A 13,642-nucleotide genomic window follows, 5' to 3' on the forward strand; every position below is an offset into this window, starting at 1 on the left:
GCACTGTCGACACCCATCCAAGGTTAGGTGACGCGGGCATATTTGCGGCCTAGACCAGCATGCCCAGCCATGGAAGAGCCGACAATGGACGCGAACCTGACCCTGATCCGCCGCTATGTGACCGACTTCGTGAACCGGCACGATTTCTCCGTGATCACGCAGATCATGGCGGCGGATTACACGCTGGACACAGGCGGCCTGCTCATCGCGGGTCGGGACGACGCCTACCGGTCGGCAGTGGCACGGCAGCTCCAGCAATTCCCCGGTCTGGTCTTCACCCCGCATGAGGTGATGCATGCCGGCGACCATATCGCCCTTCGCTTCACCGAACATGGCGCCTCGTACAGGCATGGCGGACAGCCCGCCGCCTGGGAAAGCATCGGCATCTACAGGCTGCGTGACGGCAGGATGGCCGGGTGCGCCATCGAACAGGATTATTTCTCAAGGCGGCGGCAATTGGAGGAAGGCCAACCCATGCCGGTGGACCATGCGGCCATCGCTCCCTGGGACAGCACCCACGAGCCGCCCAGCCCCACAGCCGAAGCCCTGGCCCGGGATTGGCTGGCCTCGGGCAGGTGGACGGATCAGCCCGGCGTGGAGATCGATGACCAGCGCGCCACGGGCCGCTGCGACAGGATCATCGCCCAGTCATCGATCGACATCACCACGCTGGTCTCCGCCGGAAACCGCGTCGCTTTCCATGCCGTGCAGCGTGGGGAACTGGCGATGGATTTCAGCGATGGCAAGGTGGGAATACCCGCCTGGATGCACTGCGCGGGCATCATCACCCTCCAGGACGGCACCGTCAAAGCCGGACATGTCCTGCGGGACAGGTGGGGTTTGTGGCGTCGTCTGGCGCGACAAAAGTGATTGGACAGAAGCCACCGCGGTCCGGAAACCGGATGTTCAGCCGCCGATCACAAAACCGACAGGCAGATCGCTGCTGTTCCAGCCGACCAGCACATGCTGCACACCCGGCGCGATACACCAACCATCCTGCCAATGCTGGAAGGCTCGGGGTCCGATATCCAGGGTGAAGGCGGCACGCCCGCCCGCTGGTATGGACAGGCTGGTGAAGGCCCGCAGGTGGCGGATACCATCGGGGCCGGCGACATAGGCCTGCGGCACGGCCTTGCCGGTGCGGTCGGACAGGTTGTGGATGCTGCCTGAAAGGGTGACGCCGGTCGCCACATCTCCCGCCAGTGTCACATCGGCCAGTTCCAGCCTTGCATAGCCGAAGCCGGAACCGAAAGCGTGCAATGGAGTGGTCGCCGCCGCCTGCATGCCCTTGTAGCCGATCATATGGCCTTCCCGGTAAGGGACATCGCCATTCAGTTCCGGCTTCAGATCGAAGGTCGGATAGTCGGCATCGTGGGCGGCTATGGACACGGGCAGGCGACCGCCCGGCTCTCGCTCCCCGACCAGCACATCGGCCAGCGCCGGGCCATATTGCTCCCCCGGATACCAGGTGACCATCAAGCCCTTGACCTTGTCCTGCCAGGACAGGTCGAAGGCATGGGCGACGTTGCAGATGGCAACGATATTGGTGTTCACATGCCGCACACGGGCGATCAGGTCGATCTGGGCGGCCGGCAAATCCGTCCCCTTGCGGTCCTTGCTCTCCACCCCGGCATCCGCCGTCTCACCCAGCATCAGCAGCACAAGATCGGCCTTGGCAGCGGCGGCAACCGCGCGCTCCAACATGGCTTCCGGCAGGTCCGGCCCCCGGACCCCGTACCACAGACCATGGGCACGGGCGGGGGTATAAGCCAGCTCAAAACACAGCAGCACGGGGGTACCCGCCATCAGGTCCAGCATGATCGACTGGCTGTCCCCACCCTTCAGGATGCCCATCAGGTCCGACGGTGCCACCGGCCCACCGCCCTTGAACACCTCAACGCCATCAGCGGATATGCGCACTTCGCCGGTGCCGCCGACATGCAGGCGATGGGGGCCGGAACGCTCCGGGCTGAACCAGCCGCTGGCCCGGATGCGCCCGGCCTGCTTCAGCGCGTCGGTGCCGGGCAGGCCCACGAACCAGGTCAGCGAATTGGTGTCGCGCGTCTCGGCGAAGACCGGCTCACCACCTTCCCCATGACCTTCGAACCATTCCATGGTCATGCCGCGCACGGCCCCGTCGCCCAGGTCACGGGCCGGCGTGGCGGACAAGGGCGGCAGGCGGTATTCCGGCTCCACGCCCTCCTCGTAGGTCACCTCGCAGACCGCCCCGAACCGGTCACGGATAGCCTGCAAAGGCGTCACGAAATCCGGCCGCACGGCGATCTTGGCAAAGGTGCCGCCCTGCAGGCAAGGGGTGGCGGCATTGGGGCCAATCACGGCGATGCGCCGTACCCGTTTGGGCGCGATGGGCAGGACATCGCATTCATTCTTCAAGAGCACGAAGCTGGCCGCCGCCGCATCCCTTAGTGTTGCATCCACATCCGCAACAGGTTCCCGGCGGGGCAGACTGTCGATGATATGGACAGCCTTGGCCACCCGGGCGGTGGCATCGGCCAGCCGTTCCACCGGCACAGCACCCTCGGCCACCGCCGCCGCAAACTTGGTGCCCAGCACCCGGTCCGGCCCTGGCATGTCCAGATCCAGCCCTGCCTGGGCGGAGCGCAGCGTGTCACGCCCGCCGAACCAGTCCGACACGATGAAGCCGGGGAAGGCCCAGTCGCCCTTGACGATATCGGTCAGCAACGGGCGGTTCTCGACGCAATAATCGCCATTCAGGCGGTTATAGGCGGCCAGCATGCCCACGCAGCCTGCCGCCGCCGCCATTTCGAACGGCAGCAGGTAGCATTCCCGCAGCGCCCGGTCGCTGGCCACGGCATTCATGCTGTCGCGGTCGGTCTCGCTGTCATTGCAGACCAGATGCTTGGCGACCGACCCCACGCCCTGGCCCTGCAATCCCGCGACCCAGGCCGCCCCCAGGCTGCCCGCCAGATACGGGTCCTCCCCGAACAGTTCGAACCCCCGGCCGCAGAGCGGGCTGCGCTGCAGGTTCAGGTTGGGGGCCAAAACGGCATCCACACCCAACCGCCGTGCCTCCATGCCCACGATGGCGCCGACCTGCGTCACCAGACCGGCATCCCAGGTGGCACCCAGCGCCGTGCCACAGGGCGTCAGCACCGCCACGTCGCGTTCATCGACCCGGCCCGACGCGATGCCCATGGGGCCATCGGCCATCTTGATGGACCGGATGCCCGGCAGCTCGGCGGTCGACCACATGTCGCGGCCGCTGGTCAGCGGGGCAAGGGCGAGGATGTCGGTAGACATGGGACTTCTTCCCTGGAGTTTGTTGTTGTGTTCTTAACGCCGTGCCAGCGCCATCACCTGTGCGGCCTGGGCCTTCACCTGGGTGGCGATCTCCGGATCGATCAGGTTGCCATCGGCATCGAACGGCTTCTGGACAATGGTGTTGACGGCGATGCCCAGCGGCGTGGGCCAGCCGCGCATGGCGTGGGTGATGCCGCGCAGCGCGGTCAGCGTCACGCCACCCGCCTGCCAGCCCGCCGCCGTCACCACCAGCCCCACGGCGCGGCCATCGAAATAGACACGGGCGTCGGCGCGCAGGTCTTCCAGCAGGTCAATGGCGTTCTTCACCAGGCCCGACACCCCGCCATGATAGCCGGGGGAGCCGATGACGATGCCATCGGCCTTGCGGATCGCCTCGACGAATTCCACCTGTTCGGGCGTGCGTTCCGGGTTTTCGGGCGTGAAGTGCGGCAGACAAGCCAGGGCCGCCCCGCCGAACAGGCGGGTTTCAGCCCCAAGCTCCGCCGTGGCGGCCAGAACGGCGGCCACCATCTTCTCCCCCGAAGAGCCCGGCCGCGTCGTGCCACCGAACCCGACGATCAGCGGCCGGCTCACGCTGCACCGCCCTTCAGCGCCGGGATGACGTGGCGGGCCATCAGATCCATGGTCTGGTTGGCATAGGCCTCGCGCTTCTCGGTCAGCGGACCGGTCAGCAAGCCGCACAGGATGTTGCCGATACCCAGCTCCTGATAGGGCTTCAGATGTTCGATCACCGTTTCGGGGCTACCATAGAGGCACCAGGTGCCGATCCAGTCCTCGGTCAGGGCGTGGTGGTTCTTGTCGGTCTTCTTGTTGGCTTCGGTCTGTTCCGCCTTGGCGTTGAAGGCGGCCTCACGATCCACGGCGGCCTGATAGTCGGTCAGGATATCCTCAAGCTCCTTGCGGGCTTGTTCATCCGTCTCGGCGATATGGACGCACTGATAGGTGTGGGTGGACCAGGAGAGGGCATCGGCCACCACTTTCGGGGCATGGCCGGCGGCCAGCAGCATGTCGCGGTAGATGGTGAAGTATTTGCGCACATGCAGCATCGGTTCCGTCCCGCCGATCTTGGGCGGGGTGAAGGCCGGGATGAAGGCCGGCCAGCCATTCTCGGCTGCCCGGCGCGCACTGGTCTCCTTCATCGCCACCGGCATCAGCTTGGCATGGCCCGGCGTATAGGCGATGGGGGCGATGCGCTGCACCACCTCCCCCTTATAGTGACCGGTCTCGAATACCACCGGTTCGTCATGCGCCTGCTTGGCCCAGAGCTGTTCGGCGATGGCCAGGTTCTCGTCGGCGATGCGGGTGGCATCCTTGTAGTTGACGCCGAAGCCGATCATTTCTTCCGGCGTCGTGCCGCTGCCGATGCCGACCAGAACACGACCTTCAGTCAACTGGTCCAGGATGTTGATGCGCTCCACGAACCGCACCGGGTTGTGCAGCGGCACCGTGGTGACGGAGAAGCCGAAATGCATCCGCTTCACCTTCGCCGCCAGGTATGAGGCGAACATGAACGGATCCGACGCCATGGGCATATAGCCGGTGAAATGATGGTCGGGCAGGAACACGGCATCGAAACCGGCGGCCTCGGCCCGCTCGGTATGCGCGATCATGCGCAGCATGACGTCACGGTCCTGCTCCGGCCCCATGGAGCGGGCGTTCAGAAAGGTCGAGAAGCGCAAGGTTTCCTCCATTGGCCGCCCTGGTCCGTCCCCGTCACCGGCGCATCATCGCCCGTCGACACTCGGCCATGGCTTTCGAATTAGAATTGCTATTCTGAATAGCTAGCGGAGCAATCGGCCCGGTGTCAACCGAAACCGATGGGTGGGCGATGTATTTCCAAACCGCATGATATGGTCGACAGAGAGCCGCTTTCCCGCATTGACAAAACCATTCGCCCACCCGCATCATTATTAGAATAAGAATTCTGTTATGGTGCCGTGGCACCTTTGGGGAGGACATCCATGGCGGATCAAGCCATCGCGGCACCGATGGGCGGTGACGTGCGCAAGGCCGGCCTGGCCCAGGGCATCATCCTGGTGATCAGCGGCTTCCTGCCGATCCTGGCGATCGTGTCGCTGACGCCGGCCGTTCCGACGATTCTCGACCATTTCCGCGATGTGGCCAACGCGTCGCTGCTGGTGCCCGTTCTGGTCTCCGCCCCCGGTCTGGCCATCGCCATCCTGGCGCCGTTCGCCGGCATCCTGGTCGACAGGTTCGGCCGCCGGCCGCTGCTGGTCTGGGCGACGCTGCTCTATGCCATCGCCGGCTCGCTGCCCTATTTCCTGGACAGTTTGCACGCCGTGATTGCCTCGCGCCTGCTGCTGGGCGTGGCGGAAGCCGCCATCCTGACCATCGTCAACACCCTGATCGCCGATTATTACGACGCGGCCGGGCGGCGTAAGTGGCTGATGATCCAGGGGCTGGCCGGTCCTGTCATGGCCACATCGGTGATCGCGCTGGCCGGCGTGCTGACGGAGCTGTCCTGGAACGGCGTGTTCCTGATTTATCTGATCGCCCTACCCATCTTTGTGGGCATGCAGTTCATGATCTTCGAACCGGGTAAGGCCACCGCCCCGCAGCCGACCCAGCCGTTGGCGGAAGAGGAGGCTTCCACCCCCTTCCCCGTGCGCGCCGTCGCACTCTATGGCGCCGTCACCCTGTTCGCCTCCACGCTTTACTACGTGTTCATCATCCAGGGCGGTCTGGCCTTCCGCGAGGTCGGCGTGGACAGTCCGGCCCGCGTCGGTGCCCTGATCTCCATGGCCAGCCTGGCCGTGCCGGTGGGTGCCCTGCTGTTCGGCTATCTGGGCAAGCGGGCCACCGCCTTGCAGATCTTCGGCTTCTTCGCGCTGCTGGGCACCGGTCTGGCCGGCATCGGCTTGGCACCGGACCATAAGTGGATGCTGGGCCTGCTGCTGCTTCAGCAGATGGGGGCCGGCATGACCGTGCCGACCCTGATCGCCTGGGCACAAAGCAAGCTGCCGTTTGCCCATCGTGGCCGCGGCATGGGCATCTGGGCGTCCTGCTTCTTCCTGGGCCAGTTCACCAGCCCGTTCTTCGTGGCCGGCGCCAAGTCGCTGACCGATGGGCGGGTGCAAAGCGCCTTCCTGGTCATGGGCATCGCCGCCCTGATTGGTGCCGCCGTTGCGCTGATCGCCTTGTTCAAGGCCAAGCCCAGCACCGACAAGCAGTATTGATCGATCCTCACGGGTTTCAGCGCTTCGGCGCTAGGTCGGCCATCGCCGGCCGCCGGGGGCCATCATCTAGGGTGGCCCCCGGTCTGACATGTCCCCTCCGGGAGACCCAGCATGTATCTCGCCGCCTGCATCGAGTGGCTGTTCGCCGCCGAGCATCCGACCTTCACCGACCGTATCCGCGCCGCCAAGGCGGCCGGGCTGACCTCCGTCGAATTCCATCTCTGGCGTGACAAGCCGCTGGCGGACATCCGCCGGACGCTGGATGAGACCGGGGTCAAACTGGCCAGCTTCGTCGTCGAACCGCGCCGTTCCATCGTCGATCCCGCGCAGCATGGCGAATTCCTGGCCGCCGTCCGCGACAGCCTGAATGCCGCCAAGGAAGCCGGTTCCCCCGCACTGGTCGTGGCATCCGGCTTCGCCCGCCCGGATGTGCCGCGCCAGGACCATTTCGACGCTGCCGTCACAGCCCTGCGCCAGGCCGCGACGCTGGCGGAAGAAGCCGGCATCCTGCTGCTGCTGGAGCCGCTGAACGACCGGGTCGAACATCCCGGCATGTATCTGGTCAGCACGACCGAAGGGCTGGACATGGTGGAGGCCGTGAACAGCCCCAACCTGCGCCTGCTTTACGACATGTATCATTCCACGGTGATGGGGGAGGACCCGGCCCAGGTGCTGGACGGCCGCTTCCATCTGGTCGGTCATGTGCAGGTCGCCGACGTGCCGGGCCGGCACCAGCCGGGCAGCGCCACCATCGACTGGTCCCGCTATGTCGGCCTGCTGCGCAACCTGGGTTATCAGGGTGCCATCGGCCTGGAATACAAGCCCACCGGACCGACACTGGAAGGGCTTGAGACAGCGCGCAAGACGCTGGGTCTTTAAGACAAACGGGAGGAAGCGGTGATGTCGACGAACCTAGAAGGGGGCGGCATCGCCGCTCCCGCCCTGTCCTGGCGCGCTAAGTTCAGCTATGGCGCCGGCGATTTCGGTTTCGGCCTGTCCTGGAACATGGTCGGGGCCTTTCTGCTGTATTTCTATACCGATGTGGCGCTGCTGCCGGTCGGATTGGTAGGCACGCTGTTCCTGCTGTCGCGGCTGCTGGATGCCGGGTTCGACCCGCTAGTCGGGCTAGCCGTGGACCGCACGCGCAGCCGCTGGGGCCGGGTGCGGCCCTATTTCCTGTTCGGGGCGATCCCGTTCGGCCTGTTCTGCGTGGCCTGCTTCTACGTGCCGCCGCTGGACCCGACGGGCAAGCTGATCTGGGCCTGTGTCAGCTTCGTCATCCTGGGTCTGCTCTATTCCATCGTGAACATCCCCTATTGCGCCCTGATGCCGATGATGACGGCACGACAGGATGAACGGGTGCAGCTGGGCAGCCTGCGTTCCGCTGGCACCGCCCTGTCGGTCATCGTCGCCACAGCGGCGACCATGCCCCTGGTCCAGGCGCTGGGCGGCGGGGATCAGGCGAAGGGCTTCCTGTGGGTGGCGATCATCGTGGCCGCCATTTCCGTGTTGCTGACGCTGAACCTGTTCTTCCAGTGCCGGGAGGCGATCCGGCCAGCGGCGGATGCCCCGCGCCCCAGCCTGTCGGCGGTGCGCGACATGTTCCGCAACCGCGCCTGGCTGGTGGTGTTCCTGTTCGCCAGCCTGAATTTCATCCGCTTCGGCGCCGTGCTGTCGGTCACGGCCTATTTCGCCATCAATATCCTGCACCAGCCCTGGATGATCTCCATCCTGCTGCCGGCCGTGTCGGGCACATTGCTGATCGGATCGGCCCTGGCCCCGCCCTATTTCAAACGGCTGGGCATCCGCACCGGCAACCGGCTGGCGCTGGCGGCTTCGCTGGTCCTGTATGCGGTGCTGCCCTTCGGGGAAGGCACACCCTGGCTGTTCCTGACAATCTACATCCTGTCCTCGGTGATGATCAGCGTCACCATGACCTGCATCTTCGCCATGGCGGCGGAGGTGGTGGATCATCACGAGGCGCAGTTCGGCACCCGCAACGAAGGGCTGCTGTCGGCCGGGGTCAGTCTGGCCGTCAAGATCGGCATGGCGCTGGGCGGGGCGATCATCGCCTTCGGCCTGGCCCAGGCGGGATACGATCCGGCCAATGTCAACGATGAAGCCCGGCAGATGGTGCATGTGCTGTATTACGCGCCTGCCATGCTGGCCATCCTGTTGCAGATCATCTGCATCGGGTTCTGGCCGGAACGGCGGGGGTGAGTTTCCAGCTTCCCGAAATGAAAAAGCCCCCGCCCGGTTGCCCGGACGGGGGAGCAGGCTTGAACTGCCTGACGGAAGTCGCTTTGGCGTAGTGCCAGCCGTCCTACACTTATTTGGCGGCGATGGTCACGGTGACGGTGTCGGCGTAATCGCCGGCGATGTACTGGTCGGAGGCGCCGACGGTAACCTTCAGGTCGGACTTCTTGTTGAACTGGGCATTGGCGCGGTCGACAACGGCCTGGCTGGTCAGCGCACCGGTGAAGCTGTCATAGTTCACCTGATAGTCGATGGTGAAGTTGCCGGACTTCAGCTTGCCGGCGTTGGCGGAGGCCAACGTGATCTTGTAGCCGGTGCCGGAGTTGCAGTTCTCGGTGACGGAGCCGACGGTCTTGTTGCTCTCACCGGCCTTCAGGGACAGGGACTGGCCCAAATCCTGGACGGCGATGGTGCAGGACAGCGCGACGTTACCCTTCAGCTGGATGGTGCCGGAAGCGTTCTGAGCCATGGCGGGGGCGGCGATGGCGGCGACGATCAGGGCGGCAGCGGCGGTCTTGGCGAGGAACTTGGTCATGATGTCTACTCCGTCGGTTCGTTCCGGTGAGGCGTTGTCGCCTTCATGGGAACCGAGGATTGCAGGCCGGATGCCAAGTGCGGACTGAGCCTAAAAGTTGAGGGATTCCGCGGCCCTCGGGGCATGTTTACGCCCCATTGACATATTGCATAGTGCAAAATAACCAATGTGATAATGCGTAATGCAAAATAAATTGCATAGTGCAACGAAATAGCCATTTTACGCTACAACCTAACCGGAAGGTTAGGTTGTGCTTGGGTGCTTGGATAAGCCCACTCTTCGAAAAAGAAAAAGGGCATGGCGTCGATCGCCATGCCCCAAGGTCACCGAACCTGAGGGAGATTAGGGGAAATTCAGGCCGGGATTTCGAGTTCCTTCGCATCGCGCGTCGTCGGCACGAAGGGCAGATAGGAGACGCGGACGCGTTCGGAAAGCTGGAGCTTGTGCAGGCCTGGTCTCAGGCCGCCATCACGCAGCACCGTCACCGTCGCCTTCTCGGCAAAGTTCCAGCGGTCGGTATATTCGGTTTCCATCTCGTCCAGCGTCCAGGTACGGCCGCGAACGGAGAAGCGGATATCCTGACGGGGGACCGGCTCGCCATCGATGATCACACCGATATCCTCGACCATCGACAGGCCGATGCCCCGGTAATAGGGCAGGCGCGCCTGGAAGGCGAAGCCCACCGTGCGGTCGCCATCCTTGACGTTGCCGAAGCCGTCTTCGCAGATCATGTATTTGTCGAACATCGGGCGGCTCCTTAAGCGGCGGTGACGGCGGGCTCGCCGATCAGCTTCTTGAACATTTCCTGCTGGCGACGGACCTGCTCGATGCTGTCCACCGGAAAGGCGTCCTGGATCCAGCGGTTGCCCTCATATTCGGAGCAGATATAGCCCTTGTAGCCGCCCTTCTTCAGGACGCGGATGATCTCGTCATAGGGGATGCAGGGCTCCACCAGATCCTCGTCCATCTGGTAGAACTTGGCATGGATGTTCCAGATGCGGTCCATATGGTCCAGCATGCGCCTGGGCTCGAACGCCGCATTGTGGCGAAGCGTGGTGGCCATGCCGATGGCAGGGCCGACGCCGCCCATCTTCTCCACTTCCAGGATCACATATTCGCTCAGCGTCCGGTCCTCGTACGCCTTGCAGATATAGTCGGCGATATGCTGGGGCACGCCGTCGCGGATGAACTTCGCCTTCCACACGGGCGGGAACTTGAACAGGAACATGCCCATATCGGGCAGGAAGCCCAGGTACTTCGACCCCGACTTCTCGAACGCCTCGGCATGGCGGATGATCCAGGGGTGGTCGAAATGCAGCGGCGCATGCACCTCGATCAGGATGCGGACATTCTTGCTTTCCGCATAATCGGCGCAGGCGACCAACACATCGGGATCGATCGATACCAGCGCGCGGGTATAGGGGCAGCCCAGGCGGGCGGCATGGTCGATATCGACCTTGCAGCTGGCCACCTGCTCCTCGAACGGCATAGGCCGGTTCTTGTACTTCTTATAATCCAGCATGAAATCGTGGCAGACCGGCGTGGTGCCGTATTTGGCCATCAGCGCATGCCAGTTGTCATAGACGGACTGGTTGAGCGGGTTGGGATAATCGGGGAAGGTCTGCTCGCTGATCAGCTCAATTCCCTTGGCACCCATCTCGGCGGAGACCTTGATCAGGTCCTCCAGCGACTTGGTGCCCAGGAAATATTCCTCCTGGTAGCTGTAGAGGCTTACACCCCTTTTGATATCGTAGTTCGACATGGAACCTATCCTGTGCTTGTCAGGGGCGGCCCCGCCGGGAGCCGGTAGGTTGCGGCGGTTTCAGGCTGTGCCCGATGGCGGGAAATGGCATCGGCTGGGACTGTATACGTCCACACAGCCAGGCGCCGATCAATTCAGTATTAGAATTATCATTCTTTTATTTGGAAATCAATCGGGCACGGAAGGGTTTGCCTTCAAATATCACCCAATTTCCCGTCATCCCGGCGAAAGCCGGGCCCCAGGGGCCACAAGATCCACCTCGACGCCGCGTCAATCAACGCCATCGACAGATCGAGCGCATTGCCCCTGGGTCCCGGCTTTCGCCGGGATGACGGATAGGAGCAGAGATTTCACAACCCCAACAGCCGCCGGTTCAGCCCCGCATCCACGCCGGCATCGGCGAAATCGTCGAAGGCGCGTTCGGTGACGCGGATGATGTGATCACGGATGAAGGGGGCCCCTTCCCGCGCGCCATCCTCCGGATGCTTCAGGGCGCATTCCCATTCGAGCACGGCCCAGCCCTCATAATCATAGGCGGCCAGTTTGGAGAAGATGCCCTTGAAGTCCACCTGCCCGTCGCCCAGCGACCGGAAACGGCCCGGCCGGTCGACCCAGCCCTGATAGCCGCCATAGACGCCCGACTTGCCATTGGGCCGGAACTCCGCGTCCTTCACATGGAAGGCGCGGATACGGGAATGGTAATGGTCGATGAAGGCCAGATAATCCAGCTGCTGGAGCACGAAATGGCTGGGATCGAACAGGATGTTGGCGCGGGGATGGCCGCCCACCAAATCCAGGAACCGTTCGAACGTCACCCCGTCATGCAGATCCTCACCGGGATGCAGTTCGAAGCAGACATCCACGCCCACCTCCTCGAACGCGTCCAGGATCGAGTGCCAGCGGCGGCCCAGCTCGGCAAACGCCTCATCGATCAGACCGGCGGGACGCTGCGGCCAGGGATAGACATAGGGCCAGGCGAGAGCGCCGGAGAAGCTGGCATGCGCCTTCAGCCCCATATTGGCGCTGGCACGGGCGGCAAACCGCAGCTGCTCCACCGCCCATTCCTGGCGCGCCTTGGGATTGCCGCGCACCGATTCGGCCGCAAATCCGTCGAACAAGGCGTCATAGGCGGGGTGGACAGCCACCAACTGGCCTTGCAGATGCGTGGACAGTTCGGTCACCGCCAACCCCTTGGCCGCCAGCTTGCCCGTCACCTCCTGCGCGTAATCCCGGCTTTCGGCGGCTTGGCGCAGGTCGAACAGGCGCCCGTCCCAGCTGGGGATCTGGATACCCTTGTAGCCCAGGCCGGCGGCCCAATCGGCGATGGCGTCGAGATTGTTGAATGGGGCCTCATCGCCCGCGAACTGCGCCAGGAAGATGCCCGGCCCCTTGATCGTGCGCATACTTTCCTCCCGGATTATTGGTTCAGACGTCCAGCCGCACCCAGCCAGCGCGTGCAGCACTATTGGCCACCGCCGTCTCGATGAACGCCATGCCGCGCAAACCCGCCTCAACACCCGGCAGGTCCGCCGGCATGGCACCGGCATGGATGGCGGCGGCGAAATCGCGATAGAGGTTGGCGAAGGCCTCGATATAGCCCTCCGGATGCCCGGTCGGCAGGCGGGTCGCGGCGCGCGCCGCCGCACCCAGATTACCGGCGCCGGCGTGCAGCATTTCCGTCCGACCATCCAGCCCGTTGATGGTGAGCGTATTCGGTGTTTCCTGCGACCAGTCGATCCCGGATTCCGTCCCGAACACCCGCAGGCGCAGGCCGTTGCGATCACCCGCCGCGATCTGGGAGGCGTGCAGAACCCCCGGCACACCGCGTTCCGACCCATCTTCGAACCGCAGCAGGATGTTGCAATCATCATCCAGCCGTCGTCCCGGCACCATGATCGACAGGTCGGCGCACAGCTCGCGCACTGCCGCCCCGCTGACGAATTCCGCCAGGTTGAAGGCGTGCACGCCGATATCGCCGATGCAGCCGCCCACACCCGACCGCGCCGGATCGGTCCGCCATCCGGCCTGTTTGCTGTCGGTCTGTTCCAGGGCGGTGGACAGCCAGCCCTGGCTGTATTCCACCACCACCTTGCGCAGCTTACCGATGCGGCCGGCAGCCACCAGAGCCCGCGCCTCCCGCACCAGCGGATAGCCCGTATAGGTGTGGGTCAGGGCATAAAGCCCCTTGGCACCCGCCGCCACGCCGGCCAATCCCTTCATCTCCGTCAGCGAAATCGCCGCCGGCTTGTCACACATCACATGCAGCCCGGCCTTCAGCGCGTCGATGCTGGCCGGGACATGCAGATGGTTGGGTGTGACGATGGCTACCATGTCGATGCCGTCGGCCCGTGACGCCTCCGCCGCGATCATCGCCTGATGGCTGGCATAGGCGCGGGTCGGGTCGATGCCATAGCCGGCACCGGCCTGGCGCGAGCGGTCGGCATCGCTGCTGAAGGCACCGGCGACCAGACGGATACGGCCGTCCAGTTCGGCCGCCATGCGATGGACGGGGCCGATGAAGCTGCCCGGACCGCCGCCGATCATGCCCAGACGCAGAATGGGTTCGCCCATCGTTTCCTCCTGACAGGT

Annotated in this window: 12 protein-coding genes; 4 read left to right on the forward strand and 8 right to left on the reverse strand. The window is 64.3% G+C overall.

From position 1 onward, the window contains the following. Positions 1–84: 84 nt before the first annotated feature. Positions 85–870, forward strand: a complete 786-nt coding sequence (locus ACM9HJ_RS05885; protein WP_416570772.1) for a nuclear transport factor 2 family protein — start codon at positions 85–87, stop codon at positions 868–870. A 36-nt stretch (positions 871–906) separates the two neighbouring features. Here the strand turns inward: ACM9HJ_RS05885 and ACM9HJ_RS05890 are convergent, their stop codons facing one another. The 3 genes from ACM9HJ_RS05890 to ACM9HJ_RS05900 are packed head-to-tail and all read right to left on the reverse strand — an operon-like array spanning position 907 to position 4,982. Further along, a complete protein-coding gene (locus tag ACM9HJ_RS05890) occupies positions 907–3,282 on the reverse strand; it encodes a beta-glucosidase family protein (protein ID WP_416570773.1) in 2,376 nt (791 codons plus the stop codon). Positions 3,283–3,315: 33 nt separating this feature from the next. Beyond that, complete coding sequence (locus tag ACM9HJ_RS05895; protein WP_416570774.1) at positions 3,316–3,876, reverse strand: NADPH-dependent FMN reductase; 561 nt, start codon at positions 3,874–3,876, stop codon at positions 3,316–3,318. Then, positions 3,873–4,982, reverse strand: coding sequence for an LLM class flavin-dependent oxidoreductase (locus ACM9HJ_RS05900; RefSeq protein ID WP_416570775.1), 1,110 nt, complete (start codon positions 4,980–4,982; stop codon positions 3,873–3,875). Before ACM9HJ_RS05900 ends, ACM9HJ_RS05895 begins: the two co-directional genes overlap by 4 nt. Positions 4,983–5,264: 282 nt before the next feature. On the opposite strand from ACM9HJ_RS05900, the gene ACM9HJ_RS05905 reads away from it, so the two are divergent. The 3 genes from ACM9HJ_RS05905 (at position 5,265) to ACM9HJ_RS05915 (ending at position 8,720) form a co-directional block, all read left to right on the forward strand. Then, positions 5,265–6,500: an MFS transporter gene (locus ACM9HJ_RS05905; RefSeq protein WP_416570776.1), complete on the forward strand. Its 1,236-nt coding sequence runs from the start codon at positions 5,265–5,267 to the stop codon at positions 6,498–6,500. Positions 6,501–6,611: 111 nt separating this feature from the next. Then, positions 6,612–7,379: a hydroxypyruvate isomerase family protein gene (locus ACM9HJ_RS05910; RefSeq protein ID WP_416570777.1), complete on the forward strand. Its 768-nt coding sequence runs from the start codon at positions 6,612–6,614 to the stop codon at positions 7,377–7,379. A gap of 21 nt (positions 7,380–7,400) precedes the next feature. Continuing rightward, positions 7,401–8,720: an MFS transporter gene (locus ACM9HJ_RS05915; protein ID WP_416570778.1), complete on the forward strand. Its 1,320-nt coding sequence runs from the start codon at positions 7,401–7,403 to the stop codon at positions 8,718–8,720. Positions 8,721–8,829: 109 nt separating this feature from the next. Here the strand turns inward: ACM9HJ_RS05915 and ACM9HJ_RS05920 are convergent, their stop codons facing one another. The 5 genes from ACM9HJ_RS05920 to ACM9HJ_RS05940 form a co-directional block, all read right to left on the reverse strand. Next, positions 8,830–9,291: a spore coat protein U domain-containing protein gene (locus ACM9HJ_RS05920; RefSeq protein WP_416570779.1), complete on the reverse strand. Its 462-nt coding sequence runs from the start codon at positions 9,289–9,291 to the stop codon at positions 8,830–8,832. Positions 9,292–9,644: 353 nt separating this feature from the next. After that, positions 9,645–10,037, reverse strand: coding sequence for a C-glycoside deglycosidase beta subunit domain-containing protein (locus ACM9HJ_RS05925; RefSeq protein WP_416570780.1), 393 nt, complete (start codon positions 10,035–10,037; stop codon positions 9,645–9,647). An 11-nt stretch (positions 10,038–10,048) separates the two neighbouring features. Continuing rightward, positions 10,049–11,053: a sugar phosphate isomerase/epimerase family protein gene (locus ACM9HJ_RS05930; protein WP_416570781.1), complete on the reverse strand. Its 1,005-nt coding sequence runs from the start codon at positions 11,051–11,053 to the stop codon at positions 10,049–10,051. Between the two features lie 350 nt (positions 11,054–11,403). Then, entirely contained in the window at positions 11,404–12,456 is a 1,053-nt protein-coding gene (locus ACM9HJ_RS05935; RefSeq protein WP_416570782.1) for a sugar phosphate isomerase/epimerase family protein, read from the reverse strand. Between the two features lie 22 nt (positions 12,457–12,478). Further along, entirely contained in the window at positions 12,479–13,624 is a 1,146-nt protein-coding gene (locus ACM9HJ_RS05940) for a Gfo/Idh/MocA family protein (RefSeq protein ID WP_416570783.1), read from the reverse strand. Positions 13,625–13,642: the final 18 nt, after the last annotated feature.

It is taken from the genome of Niveispirillum sp. KHB5.9, from assembly GCF_048066115.1.
Classification (GTDB): domain Bacteria; phylum Pseudomonadota; class Alphaproteobacteria; order Azospirillales; family Azospirillaceae; genus Niveispirillum.